At 69.6% G+C, this 17,533-nt stretch carries 14 protein-coding genes; 5 read left to right on the top strand and 9 right to left on the bottom strand.

Annotated elements, in window-relative coordinates:
- The first annotated feature begins 7 nt into the window (after positions 1–7).
- Positions 8–643 (top strand): hypothetical protein, encoded by a 636-nt coding sequence (locus ABN611_RS14445; RefSeq protein ID WP_350280379.1) that lies wholly within the window; start codon positions 8–10, stop codon positions 641–643.
- Here the strand turns inward: ABN611_RS14445 and ABN611_RS14440 are convergent.
- Complete coding sequence (locus ABN611_RS14440; protein WP_350280378.1) at positions 597–5,609, bottom strand: AAA domain-containing protein; 5,013 nt, start codon at positions 5,607–5,609, stop codon at positions 597–599. The two genes, ABN611_RS14445 and ABN611_RS14440, sit on opposite strands and share 47 nt — an antisense overlap.
- Positions 5,606–6,772 carry a M48 family metalloprotease gene (locus tag ABN611_RS14435; protein ID WP_350280377.1) on the bottom strand — a complete coding sequence of 389 codons (1,167 nt, stop codon included), beginning with the start codon at positions 6,770–6,772 and terminating at the stop codon, positions 5,606–5,608. Before ABN611_RS14435 ends, ABN611_RS14440 begins: the two co-directional genes overlap by 4 nt.
- Before the next feature lie 69 nt (positions 6,773–6,841).
- On the opposite strand from ABN611_RS14435, the gene ABN611_RS14430 reads away from it, so the two are divergent.
- Positions 6,842–7,546 (top strand): MBL fold metallo-hydrolase, encoded by a 705-nt coding sequence (locus ABN611_RS14430; protein WP_350280376.1) that lies wholly within the window; start codon positions 6,842–6,844, stop codon positions 7,544–7,546.
- Here ABN611_RS14430 and ABN611_RS14425 read toward each other — a convergent pair.
- From ABN611_RS14425 to ABN611_RS14415, 3 genes are read right to left on the bottom strand one after another with little or no spacing between them, the layout of a single operon-like run.
- Positions 7,543–8,439: an ABC transporter ATP-binding protein gene (locus tag ABN611_RS14425; protein WP_350280375.1), complete on the bottom strand. Its 897-nt coding sequence runs from the start codon at positions 8,437–8,439 to the stop codon at positions 7,543–7,545. The two genes, ABN611_RS14430 and ABN611_RS14425, sit on opposite strands and share 4 nt — an antisense overlap.
- Position 8,440: 1 nt before the next feature.
- On the bottom strand, positions 8,441–9,484 hold the full coding sequence (locus tag ABN611_RS14420) for an iron chelate uptake ABC transporter family permease subunit (protein ID WP_350280374.1): 1,044 nt from the start codon (positions 9,482–9,484) through the stop codon (positions 8,441–8,443).
- A complete protein-coding gene (locus tag ABN611_RS14415) occupies positions 9,481–10,554 on the bottom strand; it encodes an iron chelate uptake ABC transporter family permease subunit (protein WP_350280373.1) in 1,074 nt (357 codons plus the stop codon). Before ABN611_RS14415 ends, ABN611_RS14420 begins: the two co-directional genes overlap by 4 nt.
- Before the next feature lie 112 nt (positions 10,555–10,666).
- On the opposite strand from ABN611_RS14415, the gene ABN611_RS14410 reads away from it, so the two are divergent.
- The gene (locus tag ABN611_RS14410; protein WP_350280372.1) at positions 10,667–11,473 is read left to right on the top strand and encodes a siderophore-interacting protein; all 807 of its coding nucleotides are present in this window, start codon (positions 10,667–10,669) and stop codon (positions 11,471–11,473) included.
- A 37-nt stretch (positions 11,474–11,510) separates the two neighbouring features.
- Here ABN611_RS14410 and ABN611_RS14405 read toward each other — a convergent pair whose 3' ends face one another.
- The 3 genes from ABN611_RS14405 to ABN611_RS14395 form a co-directional block, all read right to left on the bottom strand.
- Positions 11,511–12,701 carry an alginate lyase family protein gene (locus tag ABN611_RS14405; RefSeq protein ID WP_350280371.1) on the bottom strand — a complete coding sequence of 397 codons (1,191 nt, stop codon included), beginning with the start codon at positions 12,699–12,701 and terminating at the stop codon, positions 11,511–11,513.
- A gap of 166 nt (positions 12,702–12,867) precedes the next feature.
- Positions 12,868–13,263, bottom strand: coding sequence for a PPOX class F420-dependent oxidoreductase (locus ABN611_RS14400; protein ID WP_350280370.1), 396 nt, complete (start codon positions 13,261–13,263; stop codon positions 12,868–12,870).
- An 81-nt stretch (positions 13,264–13,344) separates the two neighbouring features.
- Entirely contained in the window at positions 13,345–13,929 is a 585-nt protein-coding gene (locus tag ABN611_RS14395; RefSeq protein WP_350280369.1) for a TetR/AcrR family transcriptional regulator, read from the bottom strand.
- Positions 13,930–14,018: 89 nt separating this feature from the next.
- Between ABN611_RS14395 and ABN611_RS14390 the strand changes: the two genes are divergently transcribed.
- Positions 14,019–14,720 carry an SDR family oxidoreductase gene (locus ABN611_RS14390; protein ID WP_350280368.1) on the top strand — a complete coding sequence of 234 codons (702 nt, stop codon included), beginning with the start codon at positions 14,019–14,021 and terminating at the stop codon, positions 14,718–14,720.
- Here the strand turns inward: ABN611_RS14390 and ABN611_RS14385 are convergent.
- Positions 14,709–15,305 carry a DJ-1/PfpI family protein gene (locus ABN611_RS14385; RefSeq protein WP_350280367.1) on the bottom strand — a complete coding sequence of 199 codons (597 nt, stop codon included), beginning with the start codon at positions 15,303–15,305 and terminating at the stop codon, positions 14,709–14,711. The genes ABN611_RS14390 and ABN611_RS14385 overlap by 12 nt on opposite strands.
- A gap of 176 nt (positions 15,306–15,481) precedes the next feature.
- Here ABN611_RS14385 and ABN611_RS14380 point away from each other — a divergent pair, with 176 nt between their 5' ends.
- Positions 15,482–17,503, top strand: coding sequence for a sialate O-acetylesterase (locus tag ABN611_RS14380; protein ID WP_350280366.1), 2,022 nt, complete (start codon positions 15,482–15,484; stop codon positions 17,501–17,503).
- The last annotated feature ends 30 nt before the right edge of the window (positions 17,504–17,533 follow it).

The raw sequence follows: 17,533 nt of genomic DNA, 5'->3' as shown, positions 1-17,533 counted from the left end.
GGGTGGTATGACGACGATGGTGGCGAGACTGGCGCCCGATGCCCGGGTGGACTGGATGCGGTACGCCGCTCTGGCGGTGAAGGTGCTGCTGTTCGGGCTGTTGCTCGCGGCCCTCATCTGGCCGGATCTGAGCGGGATCAAGGGGAAGGCGTCCACCGCGCGGCTGGTGGTGTACCCGATCGGTGGGATGGCCCTGCCGCTGTGGTGGTGGGCATACGGACGCGCACGCAGCCGACTGCACCGACACTTCCCGTGGTCGGCGGATCTGCTGATGACGCTGCCGTGGCTCGTCGATCTGGCCGGTAACCGGCTCAACCTGTTCGACACGGTGGACTGGTGGGACGATGCGATGCACTTCGTCCTGTGGGGCCTTCTCACTGCTGGTGTGCTGCTGGCGTTCGCGCCCCGCGATCTGTCCCGGCCCGTGACCACCTTCGTCGCGCTCGGTTTCGGCACCACCGCCGCGGTGGTGTGGGAGGTCGGTGAGTACGTCGCCTTCGTTCGCAGTTCCCCGGAACTGCAGACCGCCTACACCGACACGCTCGGCGACCTCGCGTTCGGCAGCCTCGGGGCCCTCATCGCCGGCCTGGTCGTGGCTACCCGTCGACGGGGCGATGCAGCGCTTCCACCAGATGGTCGGTGACGGCGTCGGGTGAGCGGGCCCAGTCGGTGGTCAGGACGTGGTGGACCCGCCAGCCGGTGGTGGTGAGGGCGGTCGGGTGGGTGGTGAGCCGCTCCAGGAGCGTGTCGGCGGCCACCCGGTCAGGTGTGTCGACGAGTACGGCGAGACGGTAACCGATGTCGCCGGGCAGCTTCAGGGCCAGGTCGCAGCGGAACACGGATTCGCCGACCGCGAGGTCGACCTCCACACCGCGTGCCTCGAGCGCGGCGGCGAGCTGCTCGACGACCGGCAACGGTCGGCCTTCGGTCACTGGCGCGGATCTCAGGCTGTACGACGCCAGCGCGGCCTTCGCGGCAGCCTGGTCGCCGCGGGAGATCGCGGCGGCGTACCCGAGGAACCGGCGCAGCGTGTTCGCACCATCGTTGTAGGTGTTGGTGATCGCGTCGGGCTCGATGCTGCTGACGATCACCATGTGCTCGCGCGCCCGGCTGAAGATGACGTTCAGGCGCTTCTCGCCGCCGGAGGTGTTGATCGGGCCGAAGTTCATCAGCATCCGGCCGTCCGAGCCCGCCGCGTAGCAGACGCTCATCAACACGATGTCGCGCTCATCGCCCTGCACGTTCTCCAGGTTCTTCACGAACAGTCCGACGTCCTGCTCGCCGTGAGTGCGCACCTGCTCCGCCTCATACAGCGCGGCGAACTCCGGATCGCTCTCGGCCAGCTCGTCCAGCGCCCGCTCGATCTCGCCCTGCTGCGCCTCGGAGAACGCGACGATCCCCAGGCTCTTCCCCGTCCCGCGACTCAGCAACTCGCGCACCAACGACGCGATCCAGCGGGCTTCGGCCGGGTTGGTACGTCGTACGTACACACCGTCGACGAGCTGCACCGCCGTGATGCTGCCGGCGAGGACGCTGTCGCAGACCTCGTCGACCGGGGAGTCGGACTGCAAGGTCCACGGCGGCGCGGCGTGCGGCGGCAGCCGGTCCGGGATCGTGGCGAGCTTGCCCTGGTAGAAGGCCGCGTTGCTGAACGAGATCAGCGCCTCCGAGCGGCTGCGGTAGTGCCAGGTCAGCATGGTCGACGCCAGCCGGAGCGCGCTGATCGAGAGGAAGCTGTCCTCCGTCAGCGCGATCCCGACCTGTTCGGCCGCCTCTTCGTCCGTGTCGTCCGGCTGGAGGTCGTCGCTGCGCACCCGGAAGTACTGCGTCGGCGGCAGCTGCATCTGGTCGCCCACGACGATCAGCTGCGGCGCCCGGTGCAGGGCCGGGATCGCCTCCTCCAGGGGGATCTGACTCGCCTCGTCGTACACGACGACGTCGAACGAGGTTGTCAACGGCAACGTGTCCGAGACCGAGGACGGGCTCATCAGCCAGACCGGGCGCAGGACGGACACCACCTCACCGGGTGCACCGGAGGCGAGATCGCGGATCGACCGGTACCGCATGACCTTGCCGAACTCGTGCTCCAGCTCGCGGCGCCCGGTCGCGAACGTCTTCTTGCGTTCGCGTTCCTCGGTCGACATGCCGGTCACGCTGCGCTCGGAATGCGCGACCTCGGCCAGGAAGCGGCGGCGTACCTGGGCGACGACGACCTGGGCGTTGAGCTCGGTCAGGTCGTCGTACGCCATGCCGAGCTCGCCGACGATCGCGTCGACGCGGGCCGAGGAGAGTTGGAGCGGCGCGGCGGAGCTGGTGCGTTCCCATTCGGCGGCGCAGACGGCGTACTCGAGTTGGTCCGGGGTGGCGTCGAGGCGGCGGAGTGCGCTCAGGACGGCCGGCGGGGCGTCGGCCAGGTCGCGGAGTTTGGGGCCGACGGCGCGTACGACGGGACGCTCGGCGGCTAGGCGATCGGCGAGGTCCCGGAGTTCGTCGACGGTGCGGGTGTCCCAGTGATCGGCGAGCAGGTGTTGGGTTACGACTGTGGCGTCGTCGAGGGCGTCGGCGAGGTGGGCTAGCTGGGCCGGGACGCCGTCGTCGAGGGCAAGGCGCCAGGTGGGGACGGTCTTGCGGGCGGCGGCGAGCTGATCGATCAGGTCTTGCGGGTCGTCGGCGGCCCAGTCGCGGCGGGTCTGCTCGATGTGCTGCTGGACCGCAGTTGTCGCTTCATGTGCGGCGACCAGGTCGGTGAGGATCTCGGTGACGGACGGCTGGACAGTGCGGGCTGTCGCGTCGAAGCGGGCGCGCACGAGGTTCTTCACCCGACGCCAGTCCCCGCTGAGGAAGGAGAACACACCACCTTCCTTGTCCTGGGCAACCTTCAGCGCCGACCGCGCATCCGCAGCCGCCAACGGCTCCTTCCACCCGGCAGCCTCCACCCAAGCAGCCCGCTCCCCCGCTACCAACCGCTCCCGCTCCGCCGCGACCGCCGCCAACTCCCGAGCCTCAGCCGACCGCGGAACAACCACCCCCACCCGATCCCGCTCCACCAAAGGCTCCACCAACCGCCCCAACCGAGCCAGGTCCGCCACCTCCCGCACCCCGGCCCCACCAGGTCCGTCGGCCAACTGCAGATTCTCGAGGCTGGCGGCTACCGCGTCCCAGTGGTGGTGGAGGGTTTGGGCGGAGGCGGTTAGGTCGGTGTCGTCCCAGTGGGCGAGGAACGCCAGGGGGCTTCGGGCCAGGACTCCGCCTGTTGTTGGGGAGGCGGCGGCCAAGGATTGGGCCAGGTCTTGGGCCGCGGCGCGGGTCTGCCACCACTCGTCGGCTGTGGGTAGTGGGTTGTTGCCGGGGCTCCACGTGTGGTCGCGGAGTTCGGCCAGGCGGTTGATGATGTCTCGGAGTTGAGGTGTGCCGGTGGCCAGGTGTTGTTCGAAGGCGTCGACCGTGGCCAGCAGGCGGTCTACGCGGGCTAGCAGGTCTGCCCGGCGCGTTAGCAGCGTGTCCAGGTCGTCCTCGGCGGACAGCCAGGCCTCGTACGTGTCCCGCAAACCATGGACGAAAGCCTTCTTGTCCGCCTGGGAGTCATGGATCAGCGCGCACAACCCGTCCAGCCGCCGACTCGCCAAGCGCGCATGGACGACGTCCAGCGCCGCGCGCTTCTGGCACACGAACAGCACCCGCTTACCGCGCGCGACGAAGTCCGCGATCAGATTCGTGATCGTCTGCGACTTCCCCGTCCCCGGCGGCCCCTGGATCACGAAGCTCTCGCCACGCCGCGCCCGCGCGATCGCCGCCACCTGGGACCCGTCCGCCGGCACCACCAGATGCCGCTCACCAGGAGCCAACTCCGGCAGCGCACTACCCACGGGCCGCGGCCGGTCCGAGAACAGCTGGTCGAACGACGCCGCCGACGTACCGCTCGTCAGCAGCTCGTCGTAGTCACGCACCAACCCGAGCGTCCGGTAGTTGAAGTTCGCCAGTGACACCGCGCACAGGTCGACGTCCCACGAGTACGGCCCACCCTCGGTGTCCAGCGAGTACACGTCGGTCTCGAGCGCCGCCGGCCGCCGCGGCTCCTCGCCGAGCACGATCCCCAACGGCAGCGTCTGCTGCGCGACCTGCGCCCGGAAGATCTGCACCCCGAGCGGCTGATAGTCCGTCCGCCGGTACGAGTACGGGTACTGCCGCCCGCCGAACCCGGTCGCCACCTCCCCGCGGCGCCGCCGGTTGTACGTCCGCAGCCGTGTCATCGCCCGCTGGCGCACGAGATCGATCCGCGGCTTCTCGCGCAGGTGCAAGCGCAGCCCCGGCTCCGTCGCCTGGATCTCCTTCGCCAGCCGCTCGTGCAGCTCCCGCAGCGCACCCGGCACCGACAGGTCCACGGTCTCCGGCAACGAGATCCCGTACAGCTGCCGCAGGCTGTGCCGCAACGTCGGATTGACCTCCGCGACCGGATCCGTGACCCGCAGCGTGTACGAGTCCCGCACGCCGCGCTTCTTCGTCAGCTCCACCTTCGCGAGCACCAACGGCGACGCGAGCCGCGTGTCCCTGTCGTTCTTCAGGTCGTGCCACCGCAGGAACGCCGGCACCAGCCGCAACTTGTCCTGCCCGTAGTCGGCCTTGTCCCGGCGCGCCGTCGAGATCAGCTTGTCCAGGGTGTTCGCGGCGTACGACGCCTCGTCGTACCGGATCCACTTGCCGAGCGGCTGCGGTTTGCGGAGCAGCTGCGCCGCCAGGTCGTCGCGCCAGGTGAACAGCTGCTCGGCGCGGATCGTTCGTACGTCGAGCATCAACGGCACCGAGACCTCGGTGAGGTTCAGCGTCTGGGCGGTGGCGCGGAAGTTGATCAGCCGGTTCCGCCGGGAGAGGTCGAAGAGCCGGTCGCGGAGCGCGCCGAGCACCGCCGTACGCCGGTCCGCCACGCCCCGGACGATCGCCTCGACGTCGAAGTCGAGCGGCTGGTCGCGGTAGTTCTCGAGCTGCTCGATCAACGAGTGCAGGTCCTGGGCGCGCCGATGCCGGTCCGGCTCGACCATCTGGCCGGCGACCGAGACGATCACCGGATGCAGGTCCGGGTCCAGCCGATACAAGTTGCCCTGGGCATCGATCAGGGTGGCGACGTCCGCGGTGCGGGACAGGTCGAGACCGCAGCCGAGCGCGAGCAGCAACTGCCCGAGGCTGAAGATGTCGGTGAGCTGGTCGTGGTGCCCGACCACGTGCTCCCAGCTCTGCCACCCGGCCACCAGCGTCGGCGCGGTGATCGCCTCCGGAACCGGCTCGGGTACGACGATCTCCTCACGGCCACCGCCGGTACCCAGATCGAGGTCGGTCCGCCGGTGCGCGACCACCTCGACCGCCGACGGCCGCTTCCCCTGCCGCGCGTCGACCTCTCGCGTGGCGAACGTCGGCCGGCCCGCGTCCGCGGGCGCGAACCCCAGCCGGCTCTGCTCGTCGACCACGAGCCGATCCAGACCGCGCAACGGCGCGACCAAGCCACGCTCATGCACGGCCGCCGTCTCGTGGAACAGCGGCAGCACCGCGGCGAGCAGCGCGTCGTTGCCCAGCCCGCCCTGCGACACGGCCAGCGCGACGAGGTCCTGCACGCTCATCCGACCACCTCCGCGGCAGCCTGTATGAACCGCGCCCGTTGCTTGTCCGTCCAACCCAGCTCGTCGTCCGCGATGTCGACGTACCCCGGCAGACCTGACCGCCGAGCGACGGCCAACGACGCCACCAGCCCGGCGTCACCCGCCTCCGGATCAGCCGTGGCGAGGTCCAGAAGCAGGTAGCACAGATACCGCAGAGTCGCAGGCGCCAACGGTCGCGGCCGCGGCAACGGCGCACCGTCCACCGGCCGCACCGCCAACGGCTCGTCGAAGCGCACAGCCCCACCGGGCACACCGAGCGGCCCCGGCGGATCCGCGAACCCGGCCGCCGCAGTCGCGATCGCATCGGTCCGCAGCCCTTCCGTGTGCGCGATCGCCGCCGCGAAGTCCCGGCTCAACTCACGCAACAGCACCGCGTCGAGCAGGTCCGGCGCGTCCACGTCGAGCGGTCCGGTCACCAGCGCCTCGGCGTCCTCGCCGGCGAGCCAGTTCTGCAACGCCCACACGCGTCCGACCGCCTCCGGATGCGACGTACCGCGGCTGCCCGACCGCAGGTCCAGCGACTCCGCCTGCCGCAGGTACGCCGCCGGATCCGCCGTACTCAAACCCGTTTCCAGCTTCAGCAGCGCGCGCACCGTCGTACTCAGGTCGCCGCACGCCGTCAGCGCACCCCGGTCCGCGAACAGCTCCGTCGCGAGCGACCAGCGCCGATGCGTCTCGAGGTACTGCGACGGCGTCCGAGCATCACCCGCCGCCGCGTCGAGAAGCCGATCGACCGCGAGGTACGCCCCCTCGTCGGCCTGCCACAACAGCCGGTGCGCCAGCTCGTGCCCGATCACCGCCGTCAGCTCGTCCTCGTCGAGCCGGTCGAGCAGCGCGCCCTGGAAGAGGATCACGGCCTTGCCGGCCTGATGCAGGTAGGACGCATTCGGCTCGCCGCTCACCTGGTAGTAGTCGATATCCCCGTCGAGCTCGAGCGCCGCGGCCGCCCGCTCCCCCGCCCGGAAGACGGCCGGATGCGCGGACGGCTCCAAGCGGTACGCATTCCGCAGCAGGACGTCGTCGAGCGACCCCTCGGGCTCACCACGCAACGCCGCCCAGGCGCGCTCGTCCACCCGGCGGACAACCGCCAGGACGGACCGGTGATAAACGAGCGCCGACAACATGCCCGACACGATAACCAGGCCCGCCGACGAAAACCGACCCCGAAGTTCTGCGACTGTGGACAAGTGGACGTGACCATCGTTGGCAGTGGCGACGCTTTCGGGTCCGGCGGGCGTTTCCAGACCTGCATCGCGGTCGGTGCGCAGACTCTCGTCGACTGCGGCGCGACGAGCTTGACCGCGCTCCGGCAGCAGTCCCGGGAGCCGAACGAGATCCGCACCGTCGTCCTCACCCACCTGCACGGCGATCACTTCGGCGGCCTGCCGTTCCTGATCCTCGACGGCCAGTTCCGGCGCCGCACCGAGGACCTCACCATCGTCGGTCCGCCCGGCACCGAGGACAGGTTGAAGGCAGCCATGGAGACGCTGTACCCCGGTTCGTCCGAGGTACGACGCCGCTTCGACGTCCACGTCCTCGAACACACCGACCGCCGTCCACAGCGTTTGGACGACCTGACAGTCACGCCGTACGAGGTGCGGCACGCGTCGGGCGCACCGGCGTACGCCGTCCGGGTCCAGACACCGGACCGCTCGATCGCCTATTCAGGTGACACCGAGTGGACCGACGCCCTGCTCGACGCGGCGGACGGCGTCGACCTCTTCCTCTGCGAGGGCTACAGCCCGACGCCGATCCGGTGGCATTTGGATCTCGCGACGCTGGCAGAGCGGCGCGACAGGTTCAACTGCCAGGAACTGGTTCTCACCCACCTGTCACCGACAGCGCTGGCAGCAGACCTCACCGACTGGACCGTGGCGTACGACGGCTTGCGGCTCTAGCTGTCGGTAGGACGGCAGATGCCGTTGGCCGCGGCACTGGCTGCCAGCGCGGCGGCCGCCGGAGTCGGCCTGGCCGGCGTGTCCTGAACCCTCGTGTGCCGGCCGATCGGAACCACCATCGGCGTCCCCGCGACCGGGTCCGGCACCACCTTGACCGCCAGCCCGAACACATCCTGCACGACCGCCTCGGTGATCACGTCCGACGGGTTGCCCTCGGCAACGATCGCGCCGTCCTTCATCGCGATCAGGTGGTCGCCGAACCGGCACGCCTGGTTCAGGTCGTGCAGCACCAGCACGATCGTCCGGTCGTCGGACTTGTTCAGGTCGACGAGCAGGTCGAGCACCTCGAACTGGTGTGTCAGGTCCAGGAACGTCGTCGGCTCGTCCAGCAGCAGGATGTCCGTCTCTTGCGCGAGCGCCATCGCGATCCACACCCGCTGCCGCTGACCGCCGGACAGCTCGTCGATCGGCCGGTCCGCGATCGACAGCACATCGGTAGACGTCATCGCCTCCGCGACCGCCTCGTCGTCGGCGCGCGACCACTGCCGGATCCACCGCGTCCGCGGGTACCGCCCACGGCCGACCAGGTCCGCGACGGTGATCCCCTCCGGCGCGGTCGGCGACTGCGGCAGCAGACCGAGCTTGGTCGCCACCTCCCGCGTCGGGATCTGCTGGATGCTCTTGCCGTCCAGCAGCACCGATCCGCGCGACGGCTTCAGCAGCCGGGCGAGGGTCTTCAGCAGCGTCGACTTGCCGCAGGCGTTGGCGCCGACGATGACCGTGATCTTCCCGGTCGGGATCCGCACCGACAGGTCGTGGATGATCTCCCGCTGGTCGTAGCCGACGGCAAGACCGTCGGCAGCCAAGCTGTGCTCCACGGACTTCTCCTCCATCTCAGCCACCACTTCCGACCCGGTTGGCCCGCGCCAGCAAGAACATCAGGTACGGCGCACCGACGACGCCTGTCACCACACCGACCGGCAGCTGCGTGTCGCCGAACGCGTGCTGCGCGACCAGATCCGACAACGCGACCACCAGCGCCCCGAGCAACGCGGAGGTGATCATCGCCGGCCCCGGCGACCGGGTCAGCCGCCGCGCGATCGGCGGCGCCACGAACGCGACGAACCCGATCGGCCCGGCGGCCGCGGTCGCGACCGCAGCCATCAGCACGGCGATCACGATCAGGCCGAGCCGCGCGGTCTCGACCCGCAGCCCCAGCCCGTACGCCGTCTCGTCGCCGAGCTGCAGGATCCGCAGCTGCCGCACCAGGAACACCATCAGCGGCAGCAGCACGACGAACGTGATCGCCAGCGACCGCACGTTCGACCAGTCCCGCCCGTTGAGGCTCCCGGTCAGCCAGATCAGCGCCTGCTGCGCGATCTCCACCCGCGCCTTGGTCAACAGGTACGACGTGACGCTCGTGGCGATCGCACCGATGCCGATCCCGATCAGGATCAACCGGTAGCTCGACACCCCGCGCCGCCACGCGAGCACGTACATGACGAACGCGGTCAGCACCGCGCCGACGATCGCCAGCGCCGACACCGCCACGCCCGTCAGCCCGAGCGTGACGATCGCGAACACGGCGAACGCGCTGGCGCCGTACGTCACGCCGATGATGTCCGGGCTGGCCAGCGGGTTGCGGGCGATGCTCTGGAAGATCGCGCCGGACAGGCCGAGCGCCGCGCCGACGAGCAGGCCGGTCAGCGCCCGCGGCAACCGCAGCCGGTTGACGATGAACTCGGTCGCGCGGTCGCCGCCGCCGAACAGCGTCTTCACGACGTCGAGCACCGGGATCTTGAAGTCACCCAGTGACAGCGAGATGCAGAAGGTCGCGAACACCACGACCGCGAGGACCGCGATCACCACGACGGTACGGGCCTGCCGCGCCGCGCGGGCGCGGGCGATGACGTGAACTGCCTCCGCGGTCGTCGTCACAGGTCCGCCAGCTTCCGGCGTCGTACCAGCACGATGAAGAACGGGGCGCCGAGGACCGCCGTGACGATGCCGACCTGGAGCTCACCGGGCAGCGCGATGACGCGGCCGATCACGTCCGAGCCGAGCAGCAGGATCGGCGCGAGCAGCATCGAGTACGGGAGGATCCACCGGTAGTCGGGACCGGTCACCAGCCGCGCCACGTGCGGGATCGTCAGCCCGACGAACCCGATCGGCCCGGCCGCCGCGGTCGCCGCGCCGCACAGCAGCACCACGACCACCGCGACGAACACCCGCGCGAGCCCCACCCGCTGGCCGAGTGACTTGGCCACCTCGTCGCCCAGCGACATCGCGTTCAGGATCCGGCCGCAGAAGAGCGACAGCACGATGCCGACCAGGATGAACGGCGCCACCTGCTCCGCGATGTCCGCGCCGCGGCCGGCGAACGAGCCCACCGACCAGAACCGGAACTGGTCGAACGTGTCGACGTCACCGATCAACAGCGCGGTGGTCAGCGACCCCAGCATCGCGGTCAGCGCCGCGCCGGCCAGCGCGAGCTTCACCGGCGTCGCACCCTCCCGGCCGAGCGAACCCAGCAGGTAGACGGCGACCGACGCCGCGGCCGCGCCGACGAAGGCCAGCCAGACGTAGGCCGTCAGCGACGACAACCCGAGCCAGTAGATGCCCCCGACAACGAAGAGCGCCGCGCCGCCGTTCACCCCGAGGATGCCCGGGTCTGCCAGCGGGTTGCGGGTCACGCCCTGCATCAGCGCGCCGGACAGCCCGAGCGCGGCGCCGACCAGCAGGCCGATCACGGTCCGCGGTACGCGCAGTGACCGGACGATCACATGGTCGGTGTTCGCCTCGTCGTAGTGCCGCAGGGCGTCGACCACGGTGAACAGCGGAATCTGCTTGGACCCGATCGCGATGCTGAGCAGCGACACCAGGACCAGCAGCAGGACGCACCCGACCAGTCCCAGGACGAGGGTGGTACGCCGGGTCCGCCGCCGCGGACGCGCGGGCGCGGACGCGAGGTCAGGGTCGGCCGAGGCGACAGCACTGGGCGGGGGCATTGGACTTTGGGGATCCTCTTAGGTAAGGCTAACCTCTAGACGCCTCAGAATAACCTGGCCGCCCTCGGGTCCGCATCCGAGGCTCCCCTGCTGAGTTATGGAGAAACCTCGCATGACGACTGTGCTCGAGCGACCGATCGTTTTCGACTCGCTCCTGGCCACCGTGGCGGCCGTCGAGGACGTGAGCCCGCACCTGCGCCGCGTGACGTTCGTCGCACCGCGGCTGGCGGAGGCGGTCACGGCCGGCCCGGACCAGCGCATCAAGGTGCTGCTTACGCCGCCGAACGGCACTGCGATCAAGCTGCCGTCGGGACCCGAGTGGTACGCCGATTGGTGTGCGCAGCCGGAGGAGGAGCGCTTCATCATGCGGACCTACACCGTGCGCGCCCTGCGCCCAGAGGTGGCCGAGATGGACATCGAGTTCGTCCTGCACGGTGTGAACGGACCTGCCTCGGCGTGGGTGAGCGAAGCGCAGCTGGGCGACGAGGTGGGGCTGCTGATCCCGTTCGCGGTCGACAAGACCAGCACGAAGGGCCTGCTGCACTCCGGCGTCGACTACGTCCCGCCGGCGACCAGCGCGCGCCGGGTGCTCGTAGCGGACGAGACGGCGCTTCCGGCGCTGGCCGGGATCCTGGAGGATCTGCCGGCCGGAGTGCAGGCCGTGGCCTTCGTCGCCGTACCTGATGTTGCTGACGTCCGGCCGCTGGCTAGCGACGCACAGGTCACGTGGGTCACCGAGGGGTCGCTGCTGGACGCTCTCAAGGCGGCTGAGCTTCCGTTCGACCCGGACTACGCCTGGGTCGCCGGTGAGTCGTCGATGATCAAAGAGGTACGTCGGCATCTCGTGAACGCGGTGGGGATGCCGAAGAGCGCCATCTCCTTCCAGGGCTACTGGAAGCGCGGCGAGGCGCACTGCTGAGCTGTCCGGGAGAGCTCAGCCCTCCCGGACGCTGGTGTCAGGACGGGTTCTCTGCGTGAGTCAGGGTCTCCCAGGCGACGAACAGGTTGTTGGTGCCCGCCGGACGCCGTGACTCGGTCAGGGCCTGCGTGTTCGTCATCGCGTAACCGAGACGGGTGTGCAGCGCGTTGTAGCCCACTTCGGTGATCGGACCGAGGCCGCGGTGCAGCGTGCCCTTGCACAGCCACGACGGCACCGGCTCCAGGTTCCGCTCCCACTTGGCCTGGAAGCCGAGCGCCTGCCGGAGTCGCTCACCGAACTCCGGGTACATGTCGATGCCCTGGATCCGCGCCGTCTCCAGCACGTGCGAGATCGACGAGATGCCGTAGCCGGTGTGCGTGAAGTCGCGACAGGTCTCCTGAGTCAGACCGGTCACGAACGTCCCCTGGCCCTGCCAGTAGCTGACGATCTTCTCGCGGGTGTTGAGGTTCTGGCTCGGCACGGTCTTCGGCAGCGCACCGTCCGACTCCAGATACACGTACGCCGGTACGCGCAGCCTGTAGAGCGCGATCGCCTTGTCGTAGATCGCCCTGTCCTCGAGGAACACGCCGATGCCCTGCAGGGCCTCGATGATGCTCAGCTCCCAGTTCCCGTTGGAGTTCGAGCCGTTGATGATCTCCGGGACGTAGACGTTGCGCAGCATCGTGGCGAAGCGGCCGGAGTTCGGCCAGTTGCCGTAGGCGTGCTTGATGATCTCCGCGGCCTTCGGCCAGGACGACGCGGCCCAGGCGGTCTGCAGTGGCGCGTTGCTGTTCGTGTGGTCCCGGATGGTCGCCGACCACGCGTCCATCAGCTCGATCGACTTCTGGGCGTAGCGGTCGTCGCGGGTGATGTACCAGAGCAGGGCGTCGGTGTACGCCGCGATCGCGTCCTGGCGTTCGTCGGTGCAGCCGTAGTTCGGGTTCGAGTACGAACCGCACTCGACGACGGCGCGCGGTTTCGGCGTCCGGGTGAGGGACGCGTAGGTACTGTTCTTGGCCTGGTTGAACGCGTTCGTCCAGGGCTGGGCGCCGGCCTGCACCTTGGCGCGGACGAAGTCGAGCTGCGCGCGGCTCGATCCGACGCCAGGGTGTGTGAAGGCGGCCGGCGCCTCGGAAGGCGCCTGTGAGGTCGCGACTGCTGGGCTGCTGAGGGACCCGGCGACCAGCGCCGCGCAGGCGGCAGCCAGGATCAAGGACTTCTTTCGCATGGGCGGTGTCCTGTCTTCGGGGGCGGTAGGACAGCGGTTTCCACGGCAGTGTCACGACGCCCGGTGACCGCGGTCAAGAGCCCGCCGGTACCGGAACTTCACTGGAACAACTCGCCCGGTTGTCCCATTTCCCGTGGAACAGAAGGCCTTTCGGTCCCGTCCGCGGTCAGAACCCGAGCTGGCTGGTGATCCGCTCGACGACGACGCTCGTCGCGTACCGTGTCGTGCCCGGCGGCTCCACGTCGGTCCATTCGCCGATGTACTTCCGTGCGACCGCCTGCTCCAGCTGAAACTCCGGATCCGGCACCAGGTCGTCGATCCGGCCGCGGAGTTCGAGGTAGTACGTCGGACGCGCCGGGTCGACGATCACGACCGAGATCGCGGGGTTGCGCCGCAGGTTGCGGAGCTTCTGCCGGCCGTCCACGAGACTGAACCGGACCCGCTCGCCGTCCCACAGGAACCACAGCGGCGTGACCTGCGGCTCACCGCGGCGGCCGATTGTGCCGACCATCGCGACCGCGTTCGACGACAGCAGCTCGTGAAACTCAGCCGGGATCTCCACGACGCGGAACGTTAGCAGCCGGCGCCGTCAGTCCGTGGCGAGGTTCATCGTGCGGTACATCGCGAGCTGCATCCCGAGGCGTCAGTGCATCGCGAGCTCGCTCGCGCGGACGCCCGCCGCGTCGAGCAGCGCCCCGGCGGTCACGGCGCCGATACCGCCCAGCGGCTGCGCGCGGACGACCGCGCGCGCACTGGCGCCGTCGAAGATCATCGTCAGCTGGACGGCCAGCGTCGCCGGGTCGTCCGCGTCCGCCTTCGCGAGCTCCCGGTGGAAGAAGTCGGTGAGCTGCTGCTTGAAGTGCCGCGCGACGACGGACCCTGGGTGCTCCGGGTTCTTCAGCTCGACCGCCGTACTCACATAGGGGCAGCCGAGGTAGTTGCCCGCCGCAACCAGGTCGTCCTGACGCCGGAACACCGCGAGGATCCGCTCACGCGGCGTCCGCCCGTCCTCGCCGGCCGGGTACAGCAGCGACTGGTACGCCGGACCGCGACTGGCCAGGCTCTCCGCGATCAGCTCGTCCTTCGAACGGAACAGCTGGTACATCGACTTCTTCGACACCCCGGCCGCTTTGCACAGCGCGTCCACTCCGATGTTGACGCCGTCGCGGTAGAAGAGTTCGCCCGCGGCGTCCAGCAGTCGCTCGCGGGGTGTCGCCGAAGTACTCATGCCTTGAAGCGTACCGGCTCGATTTGAAATCGGAAACCGATCGGTTTACGGTTCTGGAAACAGATCGGTTTCTCGCAAGGAGTTCCCTCATGACCACACTCGAAGGCGCTGTCGTCCTCGTCACCGGCGGCCAGCGCGGCATCGGCCGCGCGATCGTCGACGACCTGCTCACCCGCGGCGCCGCCAAGGTCTACGCGACCGCCCGCACCCCGCGGCCGAGCAGCGACCCGCGCGTCGTACCGCTGCCGCTCGAGGTCACCGACCAGGCCTCGATCGACGCGCTCGCCGCGGCGGCGCCGGACGTCACGGTGCTGATCAACAACGCCGGCGCGAGCTCGCCGAACAGCTATCTGGACGCGCCGATCGAGGACGTCCGCGCGGTCTTCGACGCGAACTTCTTCGGCCCGCTCCAGGTCACCAAGGCCTTCGTGCCGATCATCGAACGCAACGGTGGCGGCCACATCCTGAACGCGCACTCGGCGCTGTCCTGGGTCGCCCGGCACGGCGCGTACTCCGCGACCAAGGCCGCGTTCTGGCTGCAGACCAACGCGATCCGCCTCGAACTCCTCGACCGCGGGATCGGCGTCACCGGCCTGCACATGGGGTACGTCGACACGGACATGGTGTCGGCGGTGCCCGGGCCGAAGTCGCGCCCCGAGGACATCGCCAAGCAGGCCCTGGACGGCATCGAGTCCGGCGCGTACGAAGTGCTGGCCGACGAGACCGCACGCGGCGCGAAGGCCGCGACGGCGCTCGACCTGACGGCGGTCTATCCCGAGCTAGCGCGCTGAGCTGTAGACGTCGCGATCGCGGGTGTACTCCATCGTGCCCGCGATCGCATCGGCCACGTCGGCGCCGAGTTCGCGCTGCACGACGTGCAGGGCCAGATCGATCCCGGCCGTGATGCCGCCGGCCGTGATCAGCGTCCCGTCGTCCACAACCCGGTTCGTCTTCACCTCGGCGCCGAACTCCGCCAGCTCTTTCCACGCGCCGCGGTTCGTCGTGGCCGGCCGGCCCTTCACCAGGCCGGCCCCGGCGAGCAGCATCGAGCCGGTGCACACCGACCCGATCCATTGCAGCGTCGGCGCGAGTTCGGCGATCCTGGCCGGCATCACTCCGCGACGTGCTTCGGCCCAGGCGCCGTGCTCGGCGCGGTTCATCCATCCGCCACCAGGGACGAAGAGCGCATCGGGTCGCCCGAGTCCCTCAGGCGCCTTGAACTGCAGGCCGTGCAAACCGGTCACCTCGACCGGCCCGTCCAGCCCGACCAGCGCCAGCTCGAACTCCGGCCGGCGCGCGGCGTGGCTCCACACCTCGAACGGGCCCATGACGTCCATCTCGTCCACACCGTCGAAGACCAGCAGCTCGATTCGCATACCCCAACCCAACTGGGCGGCCGCGCCGGGAGCCAGTGACCACCTGGACGGTGTTCGCAAAGTTCTGGCCAACCTCTCGGCGCACGGTTGGTGCCGCTGAGCGCTTGCGGGTCGCACGCGGCGTGGCCGGGCGGCTACATCTGGTGGAGACACCCCGCCGCCCTCGGAGGTCCGCCTTGAGACGTCCCGCTGCTGTTGTCACAACCCTCGCCTCCCTGTACGCCGGCCTCACCGTGGCCGCCGTACCTACTCAGGCCACCGCAGCCGCCGGCTGCGACGCTGCCTCCGCCGGATTCACTCCGGTGCTGCAACTCGAGCTGCCCGAACGCGCCAACTACCTCAACACCACCCCGCCGTACAGCCTCGACCGGACCGCCGAGATCGGCACCGGCTTCGACCGAGTCGGCTATTGCCTCGAACTGAACGGCCCGGACGGTCCGCAGTGGGTGTGGACCGCGATGGAGCCGTTCACCACCGACGCCCGGCGGATCGGCCTGCCGACCCGGCCGGGCGAGATCGTGCGGCAACGCGTCGGCGATCTCGACGTGCTGTCCAACGTGCCCGGCGTGACCCAGGGCAGCGGCCAGTCCGGCTACCTGGAGATGTGGCCGAACCAGTACGCGCGCACCGCGAGCGCACAGGTCGCGAACGGATCGGCGACGACGTTCGACGCCGACGACAGCCCGACCACGCCACTCGGCTACGGCTCGTTCCAGGTCTCGCAGGTCGGGGCGACGCGGCCGTCGAGTGTGCCCGCGAAGCCGGTGTTCGCGATCAACACCTTCACCCAGTCGGCCACCAGCCTGCTGTCGCTCGGCATCGGCGCGCGGCCCACCGCCGACCCGGACTGGACCTTCGCCGGCAACGCGGCGCAGTACACACAGCGGCGATTCACGGCGTACGTCCGGAAGTCGCTGGTCGAGTTGACGGAGGCGCCGCAGGACCGGCAGTTGGTGCCCCGTGACGCCGGCGGTCGTGCGACGGTGCCGGTCGCGGGCCGGATGACGGATCCGCGCGTGAAGAGCGTGCAGTTGACCGTGACCAGCAACGGCGAGACCGAGGTCTACACGTCAGCGTCGCGAGAGTTCCGCTTCACGCCGCGGATCAAGGCCGGGCTTCGCGAGTACACGTTCGAACTGAAGGCGCTCGGGCGGGTCGTCGCGCGCCGCGACGGCGTCGCCGCGGGTGACGTGTACGTCGTCCAGGGGCAATCGAACGCCGAAGCGTCGATGTACAACGGAGCCGCGAGTGGCGAGGAATCGCCGTACCTGCGGAGTTTCGGCAGCCCGGTCTCGGATCCGTCGATCTCCGCGGCGGACCGGGTCTGGAGCTACGCGACCGGCGACGTGTCCCGTCAGTCCGGGTCGGTCGGGCAGTGGGCGATCCGGATGGGACGGCAGCTGGTCGACAAGTACCAGGTGCCGATCGCGTTGATCAACGGCGCGCACGGCGGCCGGCCGATCGCCTTCTTCCAGCGCAACGACGCGAACCCCGACGACCTCAGCACCAACTACGGCCGGCTCCGGCAGCGCCTGGTGGCCGCCGGAGTCATCGACCACATCCGCGGCGTCCTCTGGTACCAGGGCGAGTCCGACAGCGACAACGCGGCTGTGCACGTCAGCGGCTTCACGTCACTCCTGCAGGACTGGCGCGCGGACTTCGGTACGGCGCCGAAGTACTACGTCTACCAAGTGCGCACGTCCCCCTGCGGTAACTCCACCAGCATCAACCTGCGTGAGGCACAGCGGCAGCTGGGCGACACACACGGCGTCACCGTGCTGTCGACCACAGGTCTGTCCGGCCACGACGGTTGCCACTACGCGTACGCCGGTGGGTACCGCGAGATGGGCGACCACGCGTACGCCGTGGTGGCCCGCGACCTGTACGGCGGCCCGTCCGCCGGCGTGGCTCCGCCGAACCCGCTTGATGTCACTGCAACCGGCTCGCAGCTGACTGTGCGACTGCGCTCCACCGACCCGCTGACTGTCGACGACGGTGTGGCTGCTGACTTCCGGGTGGACGGTGCCGCGGTCACTGTGACGTCTGTCGCGTACGAGCCGGGCAAGCTGGTGCTGCAGCTGTCCGGTCCGCCGACCGGAGCGACCGCTCTCACCTATCAGGCACACCTGCGAGCAGGTCCGTGGATCACCAACGCTGTCGGCGCAGGGCTGCTGACGTTCAGCCTGCCGATCAGCTGAGCGGAGCAGGTGGGGGCGGTCGGCCGGCCG

It is taken from the genome of Kribbella sp. HUAS MG21 (genome assembly GCF_040254265.1).
GTDB lineage: Bacteria > Actinomycetota > Actinomycetes > Propionibacteriales > Kribbellaceae > Kribbella.
The sequence above is the reverse complement of the archived record's forward strand: the minus strand, read 5'-3'. Positions and strand labels throughout refer to the sequence as shown.

Coding starts and splice junctions, on each gene's coding strand:
- ABN611_RS14440 (WP_350280378.1), bottom strand. CDS start 5,609: ATGAGCGTGCAGGACCTCGTCGCGCTGGCCGTGTCGCAGGGCGGGCTG.
- ABN611_RS14415 (WP_350280373.1), bottom strand. CDS start 10,554: ATGCCCCCGCCCAGTGCTGTCGCCTCGGCCGACCCTGACCTCGCGTCC.
- ABN611_RS14395 (WP_350280369.1), bottom strand. CDS start 13,929: ATGAGTACTTCGGCGACACCCCGCGAGCGACTGCTGGACGCCGCGGGC.
- ABN611_RS14405 (WP_350280371.1), bottom strand. CDS start 12,701: ATGCGAAAGAAGTCCTTGATCCTGGCTGCCGCCTGCGCGGCGCTGGTC.
- ABN611_RS14425 (WP_350280375.1), bottom strand. CDS start 8,439: ATGGAGGAGAAGTCCGTGGAGCACAGCTTGGCTGCCGACGGTCTTGCC.
- ABN611_RS14445 (WP_350280379.1), top strand. CDS start 8: ATGACGACGATGGTGGCGAGACTGGCGCCCGATGCCCGGGTGGACTGG.
- ABN611_RS14435 (WP_350280377.1), bottom strand. CDS start 6,772: ATGTTGTCGGCGCTCGTTTATCACCGGTCCGTCCTGGCGGTTGTCCGC.
- ABN611_RS14385 (WP_350280367.1), bottom strand. CDS start 15,305: ATGCGAATCGAGCTGCTGGTCTTCGACGGTGTGGACGAGATGGACGTC.
- ABN611_RS14410 (WP_350280372.1), top strand. CDS start 10,667: ATGACGACTGTGCTCGAGCGACCGATCGTTTTCGACTCGCTCCTGGCC.
- ABN611_RS14390 (WP_350280368.1), top strand. CDS start 14,019: ATGACCACACTCGAAGGCGCTGTCGTCCTCGTCACCGGCGGCCAGCGC.